Raw genomic sequence first — 21,052 nt, 5'->3', positions numbered from 1 at the left:
AATGATCAATTCGCGTCCGGCGGCGAAGACCGCCAACGTATCCGATGACCGCCGCGAGGCGATCCGTTCGCTGTACATGGAATCGCTGCAGCTGGTCGAGCGGCTGCATCGCCGTCTGCTTGATGTGATCAAGGACGAATTCGACCGTAACGGTCGCTCCGACATCAACGCCATCCAGGCGCTGCTCCTGTTCAACATCGGCAATTCGGAGCTGACCGCCGGCGAACTGCGCTCGCGCGGCTATTATCTCGGCTCGAATGTCTCCTACAATCTGAAGAAGCTGGTCGATCTCGGCTTCATCAACCACCAGCGCTCGCGCATCGACCGCCGTTCGGTGCGGGTTTCGCTCACGCCGAAGGGCAATGAGGTGGCGGAAGTCGTCGCCGGCCTCTACGAGCGCCATGTCGGTTCGATCGAGCAGGTTGGCGGTATCAACACGGAAGAGTTCAAGCAGATGAACCGCGCCCTGCAGCGCCTGGATCGGTTCTGGAACGATACCATCGCCTACCGGATGTAATCGCATCCGCCGCATCTAGATCTGAAGCTGGACTACGGAAGTGCTGCCGCGGAGTGGACCAAAGGCCGGTGCCGAAAAGCACCGGTCTTGCCGTTTCGTCAGGCCGGCCGATCCAAATTCGAGCAACAGCCACGTTGCCGCCATATTCCAATGGAACCGAAGATGCGGGTGATGCTGGGGCCAAAGCCGTGCATTTGTCCTGTGCTCAAGTCACTTCCCATGTGGTTTACACCGAAGTGATGCGGGCCATGGTTGGCTAATTGTTAAGAAGCCAACTCTAGAGTGCGGGCGAGACCGCCCGGTGAGTGGAATTGTAGCAAGAATGTCTGGAACGTCCATGAGAACCAGCCGCCGTTTCTTCCTTTCAGGAGCCTCCGCGCTCGCAGCCGCTATGGTCGCCGGCCGCGCCAGTGCGCAGGACGTGATCGGGGATATCCTGAAATCCTCGGCCCGCGGCAACTGGGACGACCAATTCGATGCGCGTGCCAGCGAAGGCGGCAAGGTTGCCTCGACGCTGCCGATCTTCAGCCTGCAGACGGTGTCCTTCACCGAGCAGGCGATCATGCAGTATCAGAATATCGTCGCGCAAGGCGGCTGGGAGCAGGTTCCAGACACCAAGAAGCTACAGCTTGGCGTCGAGGATCCCGATGTGGTGCCGCTGCGCAGGCGCTTGATGATATCGGGCGATCTGGCGCAGAGCGCCGGGCTCTCGGAAGCGTTCGATTCTTACGTCGACTCGGCGCTCAAGCACTTCCAGTTGCGTCACGGCTTGCCGGCCGACGGAACCACGGGCAAATATACTTTCGCGGCAATGAACGTCTCGGCGCCGGTTCGGCTTGGTCAGCTGCAGACCAATCTGCAACGGCTGCGTGAGCGGGCCGGCACGCTTGGCAACCGCTATGTGCTGGTCGACATCCCGGCGGCGCAGATCGAGGCTGTCGAGAACGACCGCGTTGTGCTGCGCCACACCGCAATCGTCGGCAAGATCGATCGCCAGACGCCGATCGTCAATTCCAAGATCAACGAAATCATCGTCAATCCGTACTGGAACGCGCCGGTCTCGATCGTGCGCAAGGATATCATTCCGTTGATGCGGAAGGACCCCAACTATCTCAAGGATAGCCATATCCGCCTGTTTGCGCCGGACGGCAGCGAGGTCGACCCAATGACGGTCGACTGGTCGACCGATGATGCCGCCAAATACCGCTTCCGCCAGGATCCCGGTTCCGGCAACGCGATGGCCTCGGTCAAGATCAATTTTCCCAGCCCGGACGGCGTCTACATGCACGACACGCCGCAGCAGAGCCTGTTCGGCAAGCTGATGCGCTTCGATTCCTCTGGCTGCGTGCGGGTTCAGAACGTGCGCGACCTCGTCACCTGGATTCTGCGCGACACACCGGGCTGGGATCGCCAGCATTTCGAGGCGGCGATCAAGACCGGGGAGAACACGCCGGTGCAGGTCACCAATCCGGTGCCGGTTTATTTTCTCTACGTCTCGGCCTGGTCGACAGGGCCGGGCGTGGTCCAGTTCCGTGACGACATTTACGGCCTCGACGGAGCCAACGAGCTGCAGATCACATCCGCGCTCTAAGCAGCTGAGTTCATTTGCAAAAAGGCCGCCGGAAGGGCGGCCTTTTTCGTTGCCGGGGTCTTTCGCGGCAAGCTTTGCTGGACTGATTGCCGGCAAAGAACGCGCGGCGCTGTAGTCGGAAATCGCATCATGCATGTCGCAATGTTCATTCTGGTCGTGCTCATCTTCGTCGCCGTTTCGGGCGCGCTGGTCCGGCTGGTGCGGGTGCCGCTGCCGGTACTGCAGATCGCCATCGGTGCAGCGCTCGCCTGGCCGGTGCGCGGCATGCATGTCGAGATCGATCCCGAGCTGTTCCTGCTGGTGTTCATCCCACCGCTGCTGTTCAGCGACGCCTATGGTGCGCCCAAGCGCGAACTGATCGCGCTGCGCGGGCCGATCCTCGACCTCGCCATCGGGCTGGTCTTCTTCACCATTGTCGGCTTCGGCTACGCTTTGCACTGGCTTGTCCCGAGCATCCCGCTCGTCGTCGCTTTCGCACTTGCTGCGGTGCTGTCGCCCACCGATGCGGTGGCCGTCTCCTCGATCGTCGACAAGAGCCTGGTCCCGGCCCGGCTGATGCACATCCTGGAGGGCGAGGCGCTGCTCAACGATGCGTCGGGCCTCGTGATGTTCCGCTTTGCGGTGGCAGCTGCCTTGACCGGCAGCTTCTCCTTCGTCGCGGCATCCGTGACTTTCCTCTATGCCGTCGCTGCCGGCATCCTGGCCGGCGTGGCTGCCTTGTTCGTCGCCGCCAAGGTGCTGCAATTGCTGAACCGTATCGGCGGCGTGCCGGCCGAGGCGCAGGTGCTGGTCATGGTCCTGCTGCCGTTCATCGCCTATCTCGGCGCCGAGAATGTCGGCGCCTCGGGCATTCTGGCGGCAGTCACCGCCGGGTTGCTCACCGGCGGCTCCGGGATTTTCCGCTTTCTCGGCGTCTCGGCGCGCATACAGACCGTATCGCTGTGGACGACGCTTTCCTTCGTCTTCAACGGCGCGCTGTTCATCCTGCTCGGGTTGCAGCTTCCCGAAATCATCGGCAACGTGCCGCCTCAGCTCGGCAGCCGCTATCCAATCATCCAGCCGATCGCCACCGTGGTCGCGCTGACGCTATGCCTGATCGGGCTGCGATTCCTGTGGATCTGGGTCGGCGACATCGCGACGCGCGTCTCGGCGCGATTGCGCAAGCGCAAGGCCGAGCCGTTCGGGCTGCGCATTCGGATCGCCGGCTCTGTCGCCGGCGTGCGCGGCGCCATCACGCTGGCCGGCATCCTGTCGCTGCCGCTCGCCATGCCGGACGGTTCGCCCTTTCCGGCGCGCGACGTGGTGATCTTCCTCGCCGCCGGCGTCATCATCTGCTCGCTGGCTATCGCCAGCCTTGCCTTGCCCAGCGTGGCACGCGGGCTGGTCGAGCCGGGCGAGGATCCTGGCGCTGCCGAGGAACGTCTTGCGCGTGTCGGCGCGGCCAAGGCCGCCATCGCCCGCATCGAGAGCATGGCCGGCGCGACCGACGGCGACAATGGGGAAATACCCGGCGCCCGGCTTGCCGCCGCCGACAGCATCGTCGCCGGCTACCGTCGCCGCATCGCTGCCTCCGACGAGGCCGACGAGGCGCGCGCCGAGGCCCGCGAGGCCGGACGGCTGGAGCTCGAATTGAGGCTGGCGGGCATTGAGGCCGAACGCGCAGCGGTTCGCGCAATGTTTCGCAGCGGCCAGATTAACGACCATACGATGCAGGCGCTGTTCACCGAGATCACGCTCACCGAGGCCCTGCTGAAGGGCCGGCAGGCAAGGAAATAGAGGCTGCCAGTCTCTCTGGCGCAATCCGGCTAGCAAATTTCGCGCTGCAAACGTGGCGGGCCGAAAGCAACTGTGTTAATGGCGCGACAGACCCCGAACCTTGAGGATTTCAGCCCATGGCAACAGCAGCGGCAGTGTCGAACAAATTCGAATCCTTTTTCGAAACCACGCTTGCCGATGCCGACCCCGAGATTTTCGGCGCAATCCGCAACGAACTCGGCCGCCAGCGCCACGAGATCGAGCTGATTGCCTCGGAAAATATCGTCTCGCGTGCCGTGCTCGAGGCACAGGGGTCGATCATGACCAACAAATATGCCGAGGGCTATCCGGGCAAGCGCTACTACGGCGGCTGCCAATTCGTCGATGTCGCCGAGGAACTGGCCATCGAACGCGCGAAAAAGCTGTTCGGCTGCAACTTCGCCAACGTCCAGCCGAATTCCGGCAGCCAGATGAACCAGGCGGTGTTCCTAGCGTTGCTGCAGCCCGGCGACACCTTCATGGGCCTCGACCTCAATTCCGGCGGACACCTGACACATGGCTCGCCGGTCAATATGAGCGGCAAATGGTTCAAGGTCGTCTCCTATGGCGTGCGCCGGGACGATCATCTGCTCGACATGGATGCGATCGAGAAGACCGCCCATGAGACCAGGCCGAAATTGATCCTGGCCGGCGGCACAGCCTATTCACGTGTCTGGGACTGGAAGCGTTTTCGCGAGATCGCCGATTCGATCGGTGCCTATCTGATGGTCGACATGGCCCACATCGCCGGCCTGGTCGCCGGCGGCATGCATCCGTCGCCGCTGCCGCATGCCCATGTGGTCACCACCACGACGCACAAATCGCTGCGCGGGCCGCGCGGCGGCATGATCCTTTGCAATGATGAGGATATTGCCAAGAAGATGAATTCGGCCGTCTTCCCCGGCCTGCAGGGCGGACCGCTGATGCATGTCATCGCCGCCAAGGCGGTGGCTCTGGGCGAGGCGCTGAAGCCGAGCTTCAAGATCTATGCGGAGAGCGTCGTCGCCAATGCCAAGGCGCTGGCCTCCAGTCTGCAGGAAACCGGTCTCGACATCGTCTCCGGCGGCACCGACAACCATCTGATGTTGGTCGACCTGCGTCCCAAGAACGCCACCGGCAAGCGCGCCGAGGCTGCCCTTGGCCGCGCCAACATCACCTGCAACAAGAACGGCATCCCCTTCGATCCGGAAAAGCCTTTCGTGACATCGGGCGTTCGGCTCGGCACGCCGGCCGGCACCACGCGCGGCTTCGGTCAGGCCGAGTTCCGCGAGATCGGCAAGCTGATCGCCGAAGTGCTGGATGGACTGAAGGTCGCCAATTCCGACGAGGGCAATGCGGCCGTCGAGGCAACCGTGAAGGCCAAGGTGGCGACATTGACGGATCGTTTTCCGCTTTACCCGTATCTTGGTTGACGCAGGGCGTTGTTCCCCCAACTGTGACGGCGCCGATCAACTGGGCACGGCTGCATCTCGGAGACGCTTGATGATGATGCGAATTTTCCGTTTCGCCAGTGTTGGCGCTGCCTTGCTCACCTTAGCCACCTCGCCGCTACTCGGCGCGGCCTTTGCGCAGACCGAGCCGACCCCGGCAGCACCCAAGACAGAGACCTTCGGCAGTTGGTCCACCACGGTGGACGAGGTCAACACCGGCGAGGATGTGCGCAAGACCTGCGCCGCCTCGACGGTCTTTTTCGACGCTAACGGCACCAGTGGCACCCTCACGCTGGCCATCTCGAATGGCGACGTATTGCCACCCGATGGTTATCCGAGCCTCATCATCGCCGTGAGAAACAGTGACTTGCCCAAGGGCGATAACATCCCGGTGGTGTTCCGGGACGTCAACGACAAGATCAAGGCCGGTTTTCGTCTTATCGCCGACGGACAGTGGATGATAGACAACAAGTCCGAGACCACGCTCGCGGTACTGCGCGCCATGCGCCGCACCAGCGCCCTCGATGTCAGCTTCGCCGACAAGCCGGTCGCGACCATATCGATGGACGGCTTCACCAAGGCCTATCGCTATCTCGGCACGTCTTGCGGCTTCCTGACCGGCGACGTCGCGCCCTGATTGGCGGACCGCTGTCAACTGATTGCCGCTCTCGCAATTTTCCTCGCGCCTCGCTATCTCTGAAGCGCGATCGGTCATCGGCCATACTTTGCCACGGCGGCAAAAACCTCTAAGCCTTTCGCTCCACGAGAATCGCGAACCGAAGGCTCTCCATGCGCTGCCCTTATTGCCAGTCCGAAGATACGCAGGTGAAGGATTCGCGCCCTGCCGAAGACGGTGCAGCGATCCGCAGGCGGCGCGTCTGCCCGGATTGCGGCGGCCGCTTCACCACTTTCGAGCGGGTACAACTGCGCGACCTCGTCGTGGTGAAGAAGTCGGGACGCAAGGTGCCGTTCGACCGCGACAAGCTGCTGCGCTCGGTCGAGATTGCGGTACGCAAGCGCAACGTCGACCCGGAGCGCATCGACCGCGCGGTGACCGGCATCGTGCGCCAGCTCGAAAGCTCGGGCGAGACCGAGGTGGCCTCGGGGGAAGTCGGCCGGCTGGTCATGGAGGCGCTTAAGTCGCTCGATGATGTCGCCTATGTGCGCTTTGCCTCCGTCTACCGCAATTTCCGCGAGGCCAAGGATTTCCACGACGTGTTGGGCGAACTCAAAGGCGACGAGCTCAAAACCGACGAGCCCAGGGGCGAAGAGCTGAAGAGCGAAGAGGACGCCAGCTGAGCATGGCAGGGTCCGAACGCAGCACGGCTGAGCAAGAGGTCGTCGATCGCCGCTATATGGCGGCAGCCCTCAGGCTGTCGCGCAAGAATGCCGGGCGGACCTCGACCAACCCTTCCGTCGGCACGCTGATCGTGCGCGATGACGGCGACGGGCCGAGGATCGTCGGCAGCGGCGTCACCGCCGTCGGCGGCCGGCCGCATGCCGAGACCGAGGCTTTGGCAGAGGCCGGCGAACTGGCGCGCGGCGCCACCGCCTATGTAACGCTGGAGCCCTGCGCCCATCACGGCCGCACGCCGCCTTGCGCCAATGCGCTGGTCAGTGCCGGCGTGGCGCGTGTGGTCGGCGCTGCCAGCGATCCGGACCCGCGTGTTTCCGGCAAGGGCTATGCAATCTTGCGTGCCGCCGGCGTCGAAGTGGTGGAAAAAGTGTTGGCGGCCGAGGCCGCGGAGCAGATGGCCGGCTATTTAATTCGATCTCTGAAAAAACGCCCGGAAGTGATCCTGAAACTTGCGCTTTCGAGCGACAACAAGATCGGCGTGAAAGGCGAGGGACAGGTCTCCATCACCGGCGATATTGCGCGGCGCGAAGTCTATCTGATGCGCGCCGAAGCCGATGGCATATTGATCGGCATCGGCACCGCATTGGAGGACGATCCGGCGCTGACGGTTCGGCTTCCGGGACTGGAGAGCCGTTCGCCGGCGCGCATCGTACTCGACCGTCAGATCAGGCTACCCGAGACTTCGAAACTGGTCGCCGGCGTCGACCGTGTGCCGCTCTATGTCGCTGCCTGCGCCGAGGCCGATCCGCACCGGCGCGCCGCGCTCGAACGCGCCGGCGTTCGCTTCATCGGTACTGAGACCTATGAAGGCGATATTGCGCTGCCGGAACTGCTCGAGGACCTGGCGGCGCTCGGCATGGCAAGCGTCCTGGTCGAGGGCGGCGCGAGGGTGGCCAAGGCGTTCCTCGACGAACAACTGGTCGATCGTATCGTGCTGTTTCAGGGGCCGGGCGCGATCGGCGAGGGCGGCATTGTATCGCCGATCGATGCCAACAATATCCCGCCGGGATTTCGCAAATTGCGCAACATGCGTTTCGCCGAAGATACATATGCGGAATGGATAAGAGACATCTAGGACCGAACTGATGTTCACGGGGCCAAACTAATGTTCACTGGAATCGTCACCGATGTCGGCACTGTCGCTGCCGTGAAGCCGCTCAGGGAAGGCGTCGGTTTGCGTATCGACACCGCTTACGATCCGCAGACCATTGCCATCGGCGCCTCGATTTCCTGCGGCGGCGTCTGCCTGACGGTAACGGGATTGCCGGAAGATGGCGCCAACGCACGTTGGTTCGAGGTCGAGGCCTGGGAAGAGGCCCTCAGGCTGACGACCGCGATGGGCTGGAAATCAGGCACGCGCATCAACCTGGAGCGGGCTCTGAAGATCGGCGACGAGCTTGGCGGCCATATAGTGTCCGGCCACGTCGACGGCATGGCCGAGATCGTGGCGCGTAAGGAAGAGGGCGACGCCGTTCGCTTCACCCTGGAAGCACCGCGCGAGCTTGCCAAATTCATCGCCCCCAAGGGTTCCGTCGCGCTCGACGGCACTTCGCTCACCGTCAACAAGGTCGAGGGCACCCGCTTCGACGTGCTGTTGATCCACCATTCGCTGACCGTCACCACCTGGGGCGAACGCCAGGTCGGCGATCGCGTCAACCTTGAGATCGACACCATGGCCCGCTACGCGGCGCGACTGGTGGAGGCGGCGAAGGAGGGGCTTTGAGGCGCTCGTCCATAAAGCCCATTCCCTGATGCGACCGCCGCCGAGTTGGCCTTGAAAGTTCCTTCGGCAATCTTCCGCTTGCGATCAAACCGGCTTCGGCCTAAGTCACCGGCGATCCCCGGAGACATCTATGGCAGGCACATCCCAACACGGCAAAGCGTTCATCCGTCCGAAGAAGAAGGCCCACCTTCTTGTCATCGAGGCGCGCTTTCACGACGACCTTGCCGACGCGTTGCTCGAAGGCGCGACAAAGGCCCTCGAGGAAGCGGGCGCGACATACGACGTCGTCACTGTTCCGGGCTCGCTCGAAATCCCGGCGGTGATTTCCTTCGCGCTCGACGGTGCCTCCGAAGGCGGGACGAACTATGACGGCTTCGTCGCCCTCGGCACGGTGGTCCGCGGCGACACCTATCATTTCGATATCGTCGCCAATGAATCCAGCCGTGCCCTGATGGACCTGTCCGTGCAGGATGCGGTCTGCATCGGCAACGGCATCCTGACCACCGAAAACGACGAACAGGCCTGGACACGGGCCAGGCGTTCGGAAGGCGACAAGGGCGGCTTTGCGGCGCGTGCGGCGCTGACCATGATCGCTCTAAAGGAACAGCTGGGAGAGCGAACGTGAGCGAACCCGCTTCGCCCGGCCAGCCTGCGGTTCGCCATGCCAACAAGCGCGGTGCTGCCCGTCTGGCCGCCGTGCAGGCGCTCTACCAGATGGACGTCGCCGGCAGCGGTGTGTTTGAGATCACCGCCGAATACGAGGCGTTCAGGCTCGGCAAGGAAGTCGACGGCGCGCTCTATCGCGAAGCCGATGCGCAATGGTTTCGTGCCATTCTTGCCGGCGTTGTCGAGCACCAGAAGACCATCGATCCAGTCATTCGACAGGCGCTGACCGAGGACTGGCCTCTGTCGAGGCTCGATTCCACGTTGCGCGCCATATTGCGCGCCGGCGTCTACGAGTTGATGCAGCGCGAGGACGTGCCGGTGGCGGTCATCGTCTCCGAATATGTCGACATCGCCAAGGCATTTTACGAGGAAGACGAGCCGAAACTGGTCAATGCGGTGCTTGATCGCGTGTCGCGCCGGGTGCGTGGCGAGGGCCGTGGCAAGGACGCCTCATGACTGCTATCGTCGCCGTTGGGGCGGGCAAGGAAGCGCGTCGCACCGCCTTCATCCTCGCAGCCTCGCAGGCGATCATCGGCTCGGCCGCACCCATCGCCATTTCCATGGGCGGATTGGCCGGGCAGTATCTGCTCGAAGCCGACAAGTCGCTGGCAACCGCGCCGATCACCGGCTTCAATGTCGGCGTGGCGCTCGGTTCCCTGCCGGCTGCGGCGATCATCCGCCGGCTCGGCCAGCGCGACGGCTTCATGACCGGCACGGCGGTGACAGCGCTTGGCGGGCTGGTCGCCACGCTGGCGCTGTTTCATCCCAGCTTCTGGCTGTTCGCTTTCGGCTTGGCCGTGATCGGCATCGGGGGCGCCTTCGTCCAGCAGTTCCGCTTTGCCGCCGCCGACAATGCGCCGCCTGAATTCAAGGCGCGCGCCATCTCCTTCGTGCTGGCCGGCGGCATCGTCACCGCCATCCTTGGACCGCAGATCGTCATCTTCACCGGCGACCTGTTCTCGCCGGTGAAGTTTGCCGGCTCGTTTGCGTCCATCCTGGTGCTGGCGGCGGTCGGCGCCGCCATTCTCTCTTTGTTGCGCATCCCGGCCAAGGCAACCGACAAGGTGGAGATCGCCGACAGCGACGCCCGGCCGCTCTCGGAAATCGTCACCAGGCCGCGCTTCGTCGCAGCGCTGTTTTGCGCCGTCGGCAGCTACGCGCTGATGAGCTTCGTCATGACGGGCGCGCCGCTGGCCATGGTCGGCTGCGGCCTTTCGACCGACGACGCCACGCTCGGCATTTCCTGGCATGTGATGGCGATGTTCGCGCCGAGCTTCTTCACGGGGTCGCTGATCTATCGCTTCGGCGCTGAGCGGATCGTGGCCATCGGCCTGGTGCTGCTGATTGGCTGCGCCATAGTGGCGCTGTCAGGGTTGGCACTGTGGCAGTTCTGGACGGCGCTGATCCTGCTCGGCCTTGGCTGGAACTTCAGCTTCATCGGTGCCACCGCCATGGTGGCCGACAGCTACCAGTCATCCGAAAAAGGCAAGGTCCAGGGGTTCCACGATTTCGTCCTGTTCGGCTCCGTCGCCTTCGCCTCGCTGATGTCGGGGGCAGTCTACAATGCCTGGGGCTGGGAGATGTTGAACTGGATGATTTTCCCGGTCGTCGCGCTGTGCTTCGTGGCACTGGGCGTGTTGAAGATGACGGGCTTGCGCGCGGCCAACTGACGTCACGCTGTCGGGACGTCGCGGCAGCGGATTCACTCACATCCGAACAAAATTATTGCGCCGATCCCCCCTCTTATGAAACCGTGTACCCCGACGGGGCATCGAAGCCATGCTCATATGCGGCAGCCGTATTCCGGTTCACAGCAAGGGATTTGTGAGATGTTTTCAATCAAGATTCTGGCCGGCGCTGTACTAGCGCTCGGAATTGCGTTGGCCTCGGCGAGTGCCCAGGTGGTGGTGTCGTCGAAGATCGACACCGAGGGCGGTGTGCTCGGCAATATCATCCAGCTGGTGCTGAACGCCAATAATATCCAGACCACCGACCGTATCCAGCTCGGCGGCACGCCCGTGGTACGCAAGGCGATTACAGCCGGCGAGATCGACATCTATCCGGAATACACCGGCAACGCCGCCTTCTTCTTCGAGAAGGCCGACGATCCGGTGTGGAAAGACGCCGCCAAGGCCTACGAGACTGCCAAGAAGCTCGACTACGACGCCAACAAGATCGTCTGGCTGTCACCGTCACCGGCCAACAACACCTGGGCGATCGCCCTGCGCAAGGAGGTCGCCGATACCAATAAGCTCGTCACCCTTTCCGACTTCGGCAAATATGTCTCGGGCGGCGGCAAGGTGGTGCTGGCGGCCTCCGCCGAGTTCGTCAATTCGGCGGCCGCGCTGCCCGCTTTCCAGAAGACCTATGGCTTCACGCTGAAGCCGGACCAGTTGATCACGCTGTCGGGCGGCGACACGGCGGCGACCATTGCCGCTGCGGCCAACCAGACCAACGGCGCCAACGCCGCCATGGTCTACGGCACCGACGGCGGCATCGCGCCCTCCGGCCTCGTCGTGCTTGGGGACGACAAGGGTGTGCAGCCGGTCTACCAGCCGGCGCCGATCATCCGCGAGGCGGTGCTGAAGGAGCATCCCGAGATCGAGACACTGCTGAAGCCGGTGTTCGCCAAGCTCGATCTCGTCACGCTGCAGGAGTTGAACGGCCGCGTGCAGGTCGGCGGCGAACCGGTCAAGGGCGTCGCCGAGGACTTTTTGAAAAAGAACGGCTTCCTGAAGTAAGGCGATTCCGGCGCGCCGCTTTCGAGGTGCGCCGGATCGGCCGATGGGGGAGGGCGTGCGCATCCGGTTCGACAAGCTCGGCGTGGTCATCGCGGCGATATCAGCCTATGCGGCTTTTGCGGCACCATTCGCCACGTTCCGCGCCAATCGCATCGTACCCGGCGAGGCGCGCTCGATCCTCGAATCTTTGCCTGCGACGGTCGGTCCGCTGTTGATGGCGATTGTCGTCGCAGCGGCGCTCATTGCGCTGCTGAAAACGCCGCTTGTTCTGCGCCTCGCCGCCAGTGTGGTTGCGCTTGCGGCGCTGGCGCTGCTGATCGGCGTCGCCGGCAGTTTCCTGACACCTGCCGGCAACACCTTCGCCCGTATCTCGCCGGCTTCGGGCTTTTGGCTGCTTATCTTCGCCTTCACGCTTCTGCTCGCCGACGTGCTTACGCGGCTGAACCTGTCGCCGCAGGCACGGATCGGCGTGCTTGTTGTCGCCGCCGCGGCGATCGGGCTGCTGCTCGTCTCGGGAAGCTGGAACAGCCTGTCGATCCTCAAGGAATATTTCAATCGCTCCGATAGTTTTTGGGCGGAAGGCTCCAAGCATGTGACGCTGGCGCTGGGTTCGCTGGCGGCAGCGGTGATTATCGGCCTGCCGCTCGGCATCCTCTGCCATCGCGTCGAGAAATTGCGGGCCGGCGTGCTCAACGTGCTGAACATCATCCAGACCATTCCTTCGATCGCGCTGTTCGGCCTCTTAATCGCACCGCTCGGCTGGGTAGCTTCGCATGTGCCGGGTGCTGCCGCGCTCGGCATCCGCGGCATCGGCACAGCGCCGGCTTTCGTCGCCCTGTTCCTCTATTCACTGCTGCCGGTAGTGGCCAACACCGTGGTCGGCCTTGCCGGTGTGACGCGTGCCGCCAACGACGCAGCGCGCGGCATGGGCATGACCGACCGCCAGCGGCTGTTCGGCGTCGAGTTTCCGCTGGCTTTCCCGGTGATCCTCACCGGCATCCGCATCGTGCTGGTGCAGAATATCGGCCTCGCCACAATTGCCGCGTTGATCGGCGGCGGCGGCTTTGGCGTGTTCGTATTCCAGGGGGTCGGCCAGACGGCGATGGACCTGGTGCTGCTCGGTGCTGTTCCGACGGTGGTGCTGGCCTTCGCCGCTGCCATCATCCTCGATGCAGTGATCGAAATGAGCGCCAGCAAGCGCAGGGTTGAAACGGCATGATCGAGATCGAAGGCATCACCAAGCGCTACGGCGAGACGACAGTCGTCGACGACGTGTCGATAGTAATCGAGCCGCGCAGCATCGCCGTCATCGTCGGCACCTCCGGCTCCGGCAAGACGACGCTGCTTCGCATGATAAACCGGCTGGTCGAGCCGACATCGGGCATGATCAAGCTCGACGGCGTCGACAACCGCTCGGTCCCGGATTATGAGCTGCGTCGCAGCATCGGCTATGCCATCCAGGGCCACGGCCTGTTTCCGCATCGCACGGTGGCGCAGAACATCGCCACTGTGCCGGTATTGCTCGGCTGGGGCGCCAACCGCATCAAGGCCCGCGTCGACGAGCTGATGACGCTATACCAGCTCGACCCGCAAGCCTACGGGCCACGCTATCCGCATGAGCTTTCCGGCGGTCAGCAGCAGCGCGTCGGCGTCGCCCGGGCGCTTGCCGCGGAACCCAACGTGCTGTTGATGGATGAGCCGTTCGGCGCGCTCGATCCGATCATCCGCAACAAGGCGCAGGAGGATCTGCTGGCGATCCAGAAACGCTTCGGCACCACCATCATCCTCGTCACCCATGACATGGAAGAGGCCGTTCACATGGGCGACAAGATCGCGGTGATGGATGGCGGCAAAGTAGTGCAATATGCCGCGCCGGCCGAGATACTGGCGAAACCGGCCAGCGCGTTTGTCGAGACCCTGGTTGGCGCCAGTGAAAAACCGTTCCGGCTGTTGTCGCTTGGCCGGGTGCGCGACGCGGTGGAAAAAGGCACGGCCGAAGGCGAGGCGATCCCCGGTGACGCCAGCCAACGCGACGCGCTCGCCGAACTCCTGTGGTCGGGCCGCCCGGCACTTCCGGTGAAGGATACCGACGGCAAGCCGCTTGGCCGCGTCACTGTGGACGGGCTGGTTAAGCGCGCGGCGAGGCCGGCATGAAAGCCTGGCTTCCCTCGCTGCTCAGGCTTGCCCTGGTGGTGGTGCTTATTGCCTTCGTCACCAATCCCGGCTGGTTCGAACCGCTGCTGAAGCCGCTGACAGAGAACAACGCGCCGGTAATCTACAATCAGGGCAGCCTTTTGACGTTGACGCTGCTGCATCTGCGGACCGTGCTGATCGCGACCGTTGCCGCGACGGTCGTTGCGGTCGCGCTCGCCATTCTGGTCACCAGGCCAGCCGGCGCCGAATTCCTGCCGCTGTCGCGCAGCCTGGTCAATATCGGCCAGACCTTTCCGCCGGTTGCGGTGCTGGCGCTTGCCGTGCCGGCCGTCGGCTTTGGCGAAAAGCCGACGCTGATTGCGCTGTTTCTCTACGGACTGCTGCCGATCTTCGAGAATGCGCTGACCGGCCTGACGACGCTGCCGGCCAACGTAGTCGAGGCGGCGCGTGGCGCCGGCATGACCGGTTGGCAAAGACTGGTCAAGGTCGAGCTGCCGCTCACCGCGCCGATCATTCTCGGTGGTATCCGGCTGTCGGTGGTGATCAGCCTCGCCACCGCGACCATCGGCTCGACGGTAGCGGCGAGGACACTGGGCGAGGTGATCATCGCAGGCCTGCTGTCCAACAACCTCGCCTTCATCCTGCAGGGTGGCCTGATCGTCGCCGCCCTTGCCGTGCTGATCTATGACGGGCTGTCAGCGGTCGAGCGCTACACGGCTCGGCGCATGGGACGCGAGGCCGAGTAACCTCTCGGGGCGAAGTTCGTTTCTTTCAGTGGCCCGTTGAACGCGCTGGATGATCGAGCGTCAGTTCCAGCGTTGTGCTCGTCTCGCCGGTGATCCAGCGGCGGCGGATGATGGCGAAGTCGTGCTGTGTGTCGGCTCTAACCACAGAGACCAAGTCGCCCACCGCGCAATCACTGTCGAGATCGAGGGCTTCGACAGTCTCGGCAATGTCTTGCTTGCCGGCATAATGTCTCGCAATGGCTGTGAGCACGATGATCACTGGCCCACCCGTTGCGCGATCTTCGGGACTCGGTGATTGATGAGTGCGATGCCCCGATCTTTCAGCAGGAGTTCTTGCCATGACCGCGCGTTTCTCCAAGATCGTCATGTGTTTGTGTCTGGCGGCTTTCGCCTTCCTCGTCGCCTTCGGCAACATCACCGATTACGGCTCAAACTTCGCCTTTGTCCAGCATGTGCTGAGCATGGACACGACCTTTCCCGGCAATGCACTGATGTACCGCTCGATCACCAACCCGTCGCTGTGGACGGCTGGCTACTGGCTGATCATCATTGGCGAGGCGCTGACCTGCCTGCTTTACCTAATCGCCGCCTGGCAACTCTGGCAGGCGCGCAACGCCAGCGGACAGGCTTTCAACGATGCCAAGAAGTTCGCCATCATTGCCGCCACAATGGGCTTCCTCGTTTGGTATTTCGGCTTCATGGTCGTTGGCGGCGAGTGGTTCGCCATGTGGCAGTCTTCGACTTGGAATGGTCAGGAGGCGGCGTTCAAATTCTACATCACCATGCTGCTGGTGCTGGTCTTCGTCGTCCAGCCGGACGGCGACCCGCGTAAAGCCTGACCACTGTTCGCCGATTTCAACCGATCTAACCGGATGGCAGTGTCGACAGGCGCTGCCGTCCAGCCTTTTGGGCGAAACCCGGGATCTTTTGGGCGAAAGCCGGACAGGAACGGAACAATATCTTGACGTTCCGAGCCCTGTTTCGCATAAGCCGCTGCGAAGGGACGGATTCCGGTTGCGGAAAATTCGTCCCCTGTCTCAACGGCCCGGGGAGGGGTTCTTTTGGGCCACCAATCGAGGAAAATTCGGCAATGACCATAATTTCAGCTGTCATCGCCTGCGGTCTGCTTTCAGTCCTTTACGCCATCTGGGCGACACGTTCGGTCCTCGCGGCCGATCAGGGCAATGCACGCATGCAGGAAATTTCCGCGGCCATCCGCGAAGGCGCTCAGGCTTATCTGGCGCGCCAGTACACCACCATCGCCATCGTCGGCGTCGTGGTCCTGCTGCTTGCCTGGTGGCTGCTTTCGATCACCGCGGCCATCGGCTTCCTGATCGGCGCCGTTCTATCGGGTGCCGCTGGCTTCATCGGCATGCACGTCTCGGTGCGCGCCAATGTGCGCACCGCGCAGGCGGCTTCCAACAGCCTCGCTGCCGGTCTCGAGATCGCCTTCAAGTCGGGCGCCATCACTGGCATGCTGGTTGCTGGCCTGGCCCTGCTCGGCGTCTCGATCTACTACCTGATCCTGACCCAGTTCATGGGTCTGCAGCCAAACGATCGCGTCGTCATCGACTCGCTTGTTTCGCTCGGCTTCGGCGCCTCGCTGATCTCGATCTTCGCCCGTCTCGGCGGCGGCATCTTCACAAAAGGCGCCGACGTCGGCGGCGATCTTGTCGGCAAGGTTGAAGCCGGCATTCCCGAGGACGATCCACGCAATCCGGCCACCATTGCCGACAACGTCGGCGACAATGTCGGCGATTGCGCCGGCATGGCCGCCGACCTGTTCGAGACCTATGCGGTGACCGTGGTCGCCACCATGGTCCTCGCCGCCATCTTCTTCGGTGGCACCGACGTTCTCGGCGCGGCCATGCTCTATCCGCTGGCCATCTGCGGCGCCTGCATTCTCACCTCGATCGTCGGCACTTTCTTCGTCAAGCTCGGTTCCAGCGGCTCAATCATGGGTGCGCTCTATAAGGGCCTGATCGTCACCGGCCTGCTGTCAATTGTCGGCCTTGCCGTGGCCACCTCGGCATGCATCGGCTGGGGTGAGATCGGCACCGTCGCCGGCATGACCGTCACCGGCACGAACCTGTTCATCTGCGGCCTTGTCGGCCTTGCGGTGACCGGACTCATCGTGGTGATCACCGAATATTATACCGGCACCAACAAGCGTCCGGTGAACTCCATCGCCCAGGCCTCGGTCACCGGTCACGGCACCAATGTCATCCAGGGCCTCGCGGTCTCGCTGGAAGCGACGGCGTTGCCGGCGATCGTCATCGTCGGCGGCATCATCTCGACATACCAGCTCGCCGGCCTCTACGGCACGGCGATCGCGGTGACGACGATGCTTGGCCTCGCCGGCATGATCGTCGCGCTCGATGCCTTCGGCCCGGTCACCGACAATGCCGGCGGCATTGCCGAAATGGCCGGCCTACCCAAGGAAGTGCGCCAGTCAACCGACGCGCTCGACGCTGTCGGCAACACCACCAAGGCGGTAACCAAGGGCTACGCCATCGGTTCGGCTGGCCTCGGCGCGCTGGTGCTGTTCGCGGCCTACTCTAACGACCTGAAGTTCTTTGCCGCCAATGGCGACAAATACCCCTACTTCCAGGGTATGGGCGACGTCTCCTTCGATCTCTCCAATCCTTACGTCGTCGCCGGCCTGATCTTCGGTGGCCTGATCCCGTATCTGTTCGGCGGCATCGCCATGACCGCCGTCGGCCGCGCCGCGGGTGCTATCGTCCAGGAGGTGCGCAAGCAGTTCCGGGAGGATCCGGGCATCATGGCCGGCACCTCGAAGCCGAACTATGCGCGCGCCGTCGACCTTCTGACCAAGGCAGCGATCCGGGAGATGATCGTTCCGTCATTGCTGCCGGTGCTGGCGCCGCTGGTGGTCTATTTCGGCGTCCTCCTGATCTCCGGTTCGAAGGCATCCGCCTTTGCCGCGCTTGGCGCCTCGCTGCTCGGCGTCATCGTCAACGGCCTGTTCGTCGCCATCTCGATGACCTCCGGCGGCGGCGCCTGGGACAACGCCAAGAAGTCGTTCGAAGATGGTTTCGTCGACAAGGACGGCCTCAAGCACCTCAAGGGCTCCGAAGCGCACAAGGCTTCGGTGACCGGCGACACGGTCGGCGATCCCTACAAGGATACTGCCGGCCCAGCGGTCAACCCGGCGATCAAGATCACCAACATCGTCGCGCTGCTGTTGCTGGCCGTTCTCGCGCACGGCTAAGCTCGGTCGCTATGGCCTTAAGACAAAAACCCGCGGGATCGCTCCCGCGGGTTTTTCATTGCCTGAGATATGCCGCTTACAGGGAAGCGAAAGGAACGGAAGGAAGCCGACACCCTCGGGTGGATCAGGAGCCGCCGAGCGTGCTGCCGCCGCTGGCGCCGGGAACACCAGGCGCCAGCTTGCTGGCGCCACTGATGATCTGGCTGAGGAAGTTCTGGTCCTTGCCGCCGGTCGGCGTGGTGCGCGAGATGAAGTCGAACACCTTGCCGTCCTTCAAGCCGTAATTGGCGATCTGGGTGACGCGCCCGTCATCGCCAAAATAGACCGCCAGCACATGCTGGTCGACCAGCCGCGGCTTGTCGAAGGCGACATAGCGCTTGCGCGTCTGAGAAATGTAATAAAAGGCCTCGTTATCGAAGGTCGCCTTCGTCGAGGGAGTGCCGAGCGCCAGCAGCACCTGTTCGCGGCTTGAGCCGACCGGCACCAGGTCGATCGCCTGCTGGTCGATGACGTAGCCTTGCGTCAGCGTCTCGCTCGGATTGAGATCGCCGATCATCTTAGACGAATTGCAGGCGGAAAGCGCCGCAGCGATCACCAGCAGCGAAACCGCACCGCCGGGCCTGGGCAGGAAAGTCGACTTGAATTTCAGCGCGCGCAACTACAACTCCATAAGCTGGCCGCAACTTGCGCTGGGCCGCAAAACCGGTAAACCAGCTTGCTTGCCGATGCAACAAGGCCACTTCAACAAACGGTCCCGGGAGACCACCCTCAAATGTTCCAGCGCCTCTTTGGCCGCGAACGACATGCCAACCGCGCCATCACCGAGGCGCTTTACGCACAAATCGTGGCGGCGGCGCGGCAAACGGTGTTTTATTCCGCCTGGAACGTGCCGGACACGCCGCTCGGCCGCTTCGAGATGCTGTCGTTGCACATGTTCCTGTTCCAGCACCGGTTGCGCGGCGAGGGCGGTGCTACGGCAGAGGTTGCGCAGGTGCTGATCGACGAGTTCTTCATGGATGTCGAACATTCGTTGCGTGAATTGGGCATTGGCGACGTCGGCGTGCCGAAGCGAATGCGGAAACTGGCGAAGATGTTCTATGGCCGTACCGCCGCCTATGATGATGCGCTGCAACGAAATGACCATGATGCACTCGCCGCCGCCCTTGCCCGCAATGTCAGGCCGGATGCCGGCGCCTGGCCGCAAGCGTCGCAACTGGCACTCTATGCCGCCGATGCATCAAGGCAACTCGCGGAACAGCCGACCGAATCGATCGTTTCCGGAACGGTGGCATTTCCCGTGGCCAACGCTTGAGCGACGGCAGGCCGATGAAGGTGGCGAAGTGGAGGCGAAGATGAAACACCCTGATACCCACAGCCCAGTGTCATTCCTGGCAAATGTCGCCCGGCTGCCGCAAAAGGGGCTGCCGGTGGTCATCGATGCCGACGCTGGGCAGCGCGCCCTGCTGGCCGTCGAGCACGAGCTGCTTTCGGTCGAGAACTATCGCGCCGAACTCCTGGTCGAGCCCTGGAAGCGCAACGGGGTGAAAGTCAGCGGCCATGTCGAGGCCGATATAACGCAGGCCTGTATCGTCACCCTCGACCCGGTCGAGGCGCATATCGATGAGGCGGTCGAAGCGCTGTTCCTGCCGGAGCAATCCAAGCTCGGGCGGCAAGGTTTCGACGGCGGCGGTGAGATCCTGCTCGACGCCGAAGGCCCGGACAGCCCGGAAACCTTTTCCGGCGATGCGATCGACGTCGGGGCGCTTGCCGAGCAGTTCTTTGGCTTGGCGATCGATCCATATCCGCGCAAGCCGGGTGTATCGCTGGAGGCCGCCGGCGATGCCGAGCCTGTGGAGAATGAATTCCAGCAAAAGCTCAGATCACTGTTGGGAAAATCCTGATAGCTGACCCAATTTGAGAAAAGTTGGTTGTGCGGCAGCCCAAAACCGTTATTTTCGCCGAACCTTCGCGAGCCCCGCACCTTGGCAAGCCCGCTGGCCAAGCAACCGTGAGATGAACACCGCGTGATCAGGATTTCCATCGATGCCATGGGCGGCGATCACGGGCCAAGCGTGGTCATCCCGGCGCTCATGACTGTCGCCACCCGCCGTCCGGATATACGCTTCGTCATTTATGGGCGCGAAGAAGTGGTACGGCCCGAACTCGCGAAATTCCCCAAGCTAGCGGAAGTGAGCGAGTTCATCCACTGCGAGATCGCAGTGCGGATGGACGACAAGCCGAGCCAGGCGCTGCGCCATGGCCGCTGGAAGTCATCGATGTGGAAGGCCGTCGAGGCGGTCAAGGCAGGCACTGCCGACGCCTGCATCTCGGCCGGCAATACCGGCGCGCTGATGGCAATGTCCAGATTCTGCCTTCGCACCATGGCGACCATCGATCGCCCGGCAATCGCGGCGCTCTGGCCGACATTGCGCGGCGAGAGCGTGGTGCTGGACGTCGGCGCCACCATTGGCGCGGATGCGCATCAACTGGTTGATTTTGCCATTCTGGGCACCGGCATGGCGCGCTCGGTTTTCGGCATCGAACGGCCGAGCGTCGGCCTGCTCAATGTCGGCGTCGAGGAGATCAAGGGCCAGGAAGAGGTCAAGGAGGCGGGTCGTATGTTGCGCGAGGCCAACATGGCCTCGATGAACTACCACGGCTTTGTCGAGGGTGACGACATCGGCAAGGGCAGTGTCGACGTCGTCGTTACCGAAGGATTTGCCGGCAACATCGCGCTGAAGACGGCGGAAGGCACCGTCAGGCAGATCGCCGGCTATCTGCGCGCGGCGATGAACCGGACGCTGATGGCCAGGATCGGCTATATCTTCGCCAAGACCGCCTTCGATCGCCTGCGCGAGAAGATGGATGTCGGCCGCTCCAATGGCGGCGTCTTCCTCGGATTGAACGGCATCGTGGTGAAAAGCCATGGCGGGGCTGATTCGGATGGCTTCGCGGCGGCGATCGAGCTTGGCTACGACATGGTGCGCAACAATCTGCTTGACCGCATCGAAGCCGATCTCGACCTGTTCCATGCCCGCAATCCGAATGCCCAGACAATCCGGAAATCCGACGTCGTCATCGACGCAAAGGAATAGGAAAGA

General features: G+C 63.1%; 22 protein-coding genes. 20 read left to right on the top strand and 2 right to left on the bottom strand.

Annotation, left to right across the window (positions count from 1 at the left end; genetic code table 11):
• Nucleotide 1 precedes the first annotated feature (1 nt).
• The 15 genes from ldtR to NKH16_RS03775 all read left to right on the top strand — a co-directional run bounded on the left by ldtR (nucleotide 2) and on the right by NKH16_RS03775 (nucleotide 14,719).
• A complete protein-coding gene (ldtR, locus tag NKH16_RS03845; protein ID WP_023674486.1) occupies nucleotides 2-517 on the top strand; it encodes a transcriptional regulator LdtR in 516 nt (171 codons plus the stop codon).
• 337 nt (nucleotides 518-854) lie between these two features.
• A complete protein-coding gene (locus NKH16_RS03840) occupies nucleotides 855-2,108 on the top strand; it encodes a L,D-transpeptidase family protein (protein WP_352898399.1) in 1,254 nt (417 codons plus the stop codon).
• Nucleotides 2,109-2,237: 129 nt separating this feature from the next.
• Nucleotides 2,238-3,884 (top strand): Na+/H+ antiporter, encoded by a 1,647-nt coding sequence (locus tag NKH16_RS03835; RefSeq protein ID WP_352874646.1) that lies wholly within the window; start codon nucleotides 2,238-2,240, stop codon nucleotides 3,882-3,884.
• 116 nt (nucleotides 3,885-4,000) lie between these two features.
• Nucleotides 4,001-5,314 (top strand): serine hydroxymethyltransferase, encoded by a 1,314-nt coding sequence (gene glyA / locus NKH16_RS03830; RefSeq protein WP_352681642.1) that lies wholly within the window; start codon nucleotides 4,001-4,003, stop codon nucleotides 5,312-5,314.
• A gap of 76 nt (nucleotides 5,315-5,390) precedes the next feature.
• Entirely contained in the window at nucleotides 5,391-5,969 is a 579-nt protein-coding gene (locus tag NKH16_RS03825) for an invasion associated locus B family protein (protein WP_502894791.1), read from the top strand.
• A 152-nt stretch (nucleotides 5,970-6,121) separates the two neighbouring features.
• Nucleotides 6,122-6,631: a transcriptional regulator NrdR gene (gene nrdR, locus NKH16_RS03820; protein ID WP_023674492.1), complete on the top strand. Its 510-nt coding sequence runs from the start codon at nucleotides 6,122-6,124 to the stop codon at nucleotides 6,629-6,631.
• A gap of 2 nt (nucleotides 6,632-6,633) precedes the next feature.
• A complete protein-coding gene (ribD, locus tag NKH16_RS03815) occupies nucleotides 6,634-7,764 on the top strand; it encodes a bifunctional diaminohydroxyphosphoribosylaminopyrimidine deaminase/5-amino-6-(5-phosphoribosylamino)uracil reductase RibD (RefSeq protein ID WP_352745925.1) in 1,131 nt (376 codons plus the stop codon).
• Between the two features lie 30 nt (nucleotides 7,765-7,794).
• Nucleotides 7,795-8,412, top strand: coding sequence for a riboflavin synthase (locus NKH16_RS03810; protein ID WP_352449304.1), 618 nt, complete (start codon nucleotides 7,795-7,797; stop codon nucleotides 8,410-8,412).
• 130 nt (nucleotides 8,413-8,542) lie between these two features.
• The gene (gene ribH / locus NKH16_RS03805) at nucleotides 8,543-9,037 is read left to right on the top strand and encodes a 6,7-dimethyl-8-ribityllumazine synthase (protein WP_352449305.1); all 495 of its coding nucleotides are present in this window, start codon (nucleotides 8,543-8,545) and stop codon (nucleotides 9,035-9,037) included.
• Nucleotides 9,034-9,534: a transcription antitermination factor NusB gene (nusB, locus tag NKH16_RS03800; RefSeq protein WP_352449306.1), complete on the top strand. Its 501-nt coding sequence runs from the start codon at nucleotides 9,034-9,036 to the stop codon at nucleotides 9,532-9,534. The genes ribH and nusB overlap by 4 nt, the downstream gene beginning before the upstream one ends.
• On the top strand, nucleotides 9,531-10,748 hold the full coding sequence (locus NKH16_RS03795; RefSeq protein WP_352745922.1) for an MFS transporter: 1,218 nt from the start codon (nucleotides 9,531-9,533) through the stop codon (nucleotides 10,746-10,748). Before nusB ends, NKH16_RS03795 begins: the two co-directional genes overlap by 4 nt.
• A gap of 159 nt (nucleotides 10,749-10,907) precedes the next feature.
• Nucleotides 10,908-11,819 (top strand): glycine betaine ABC transporter substrate-binding protein OsmF, encoded by a 912-nt coding sequence (gene osmF / locus NKH16_RS03790; protein ID WP_352449308.1) that lies wholly within the window; start codon nucleotides 10,908-10,910, stop codon nucleotides 11,817-11,819.
• Between the two features lie 43 nt (nucleotides 11,820-11,862).
• Entirely contained in the window at nucleotides 11,863-13,038 is a 1,176-nt protein-coding gene (locus NKH16_RS03785; protein WP_352745919.1) for an ABC transporter permease, read from the top strand.
• Complete coding sequence (locus tag NKH16_RS03780; RefSeq protein WP_352745917.1) at nucleotides 13,035-13,973, top strand: ABC transporter ATP-binding protein; 939 nt, start codon at nucleotides 13,035-13,037, stop codon at nucleotides 13,971-13,973. Before NKH16_RS03785 ends, NKH16_RS03780 begins: the two co-directional genes overlap by 4 nt.
• Nucleotides 13,970-14,719 (top strand): ABC transporter permease, encoded by a 750-nt coding sequence (locus tag NKH16_RS03775; RefSeq protein WP_352449311.1) that lies wholly within the window; start codon nucleotides 13,970-13,972, stop codon nucleotides 14,717-14,719. Before NKH16_RS03780 ends, NKH16_RS03775 begins: the two co-directional genes overlap by 4 nt.
• A 25-nt stretch (nucleotides 14,720-14,744) precedes the next feature.
• Here NKH16_RS03775 and NKH16_RS03770 read toward each other — a convergent pair whose 3' ends face one another.
• A complete protein-coding gene (locus NKH16_RS03770) occupies nucleotides 14,745-14,978 on the bottom strand; it encodes a hypothetical protein (RefSeq protein WP_352449312.1) in 234 nt (77 codons plus the stop codon).
• 79 nt (nucleotides 14,979-15,057) lie between these two features.
• On the opposite strand from NKH16_RS03770, the gene NKH16_RS03765 reads away from it, so the two are divergent.
• The gene (locus tag NKH16_RS03765; RefSeq protein WP_352472005.1) at nucleotides 15,058-15,558 is read left to right on the top strand and encodes a DUF2165 family protein; all 501 of its coding nucleotides are present in this window, start codon (nucleotides 15,058-15,060) and stop codon (nucleotides 15,556-15,558) included.
• Nucleotides 15,559-15,809: 251 nt separating this feature from the next.
• The gene (locus tag NKH16_RS03760; protein WP_352745913.1) at nucleotides 15,810-17,951 is read left to right on the top strand and encodes a sodium-translocating pyrophosphatase; all 2,142 of its coding nucleotides are present in this window, start codon (nucleotides 15,810-15,812) and stop codon (nucleotides 17,949-17,951) included.
• Nucleotides 17,952-18,075: 124 nt separating this feature from the next.
• Here the strand turns inward: NKH16_RS03760 and NKH16_RS03755 are convergent, their stop codons facing one another.
• On the bottom strand, nucleotides 18,076-18,609 hold the full coding sequence (locus NKH16_RS03755; protein ID WP_352449315.1) for an outer membrane protein assembly factor BamE: 534 nt from the start codon (nucleotides 18,607-18,609) through the stop codon (nucleotides 18,076-18,078).
• Between the two features lie 114 nt (nucleotides 18,610-18,723).
• On the opposite strand from NKH16_RS03755, the gene NKH16_RS03750 reads away from it, so the two are divergent.
• The 3 genes from NKH16_RS03750 (at nucleotide 18,724) to plsX (ending at nucleotide 21,046) form a co-directional block, all read left to right on the top strand.
• Nucleotides 18,724-19,263, top strand: coding sequence for a ubiquinol-cytochrome C chaperone family protein (locus NKH16_RS03750; RefSeq protein ID WP_352898390.1), 540 nt, complete (start codon nucleotides 18,724-18,726; stop codon nucleotides 19,261-19,263).
• Between the two features lie 40 nt (nucleotides 19,264-19,303).
• Nucleotides 19,304-19,852: a YceD family protein gene (locus tag NKH16_RS03745; RefSeq protein ID WP_352681620.1), complete on the top strand. Its 549-nt coding sequence runs from the start codon at nucleotides 19,304-19,306 to the stop codon at nucleotides 19,850-19,852.
• 123 nt (nucleotides 19,853-19,975) lie between these two features.
• Nucleotides 19,976-21,046, top strand: coding sequence for a phosphate acyltransferase PlsX (gene plsX / locus NKH16_RS03740; protein ID WP_352449317.1), 1,071 nt, complete (start codon nucleotides 19,976-19,978; stop codon nucleotides 21,044-21,046).
• Nucleotides 21,047-21,052: the final 6 nt, after the last annotated feature.

Source organism: Mesorhizobium sp. M1307 (assembly GCF_040318155.1).
Lineage (GTDB): Bacteria > Pseudomonadota > Alphaproteobacteria > Rhizobiales > Rhizobiaceae > Mesorhizobium.
The sequence above is the reverse complement of the archived record's forward strand: the minus strand, read 5'-3'. Positions and strand labels throughout refer to the sequence as shown.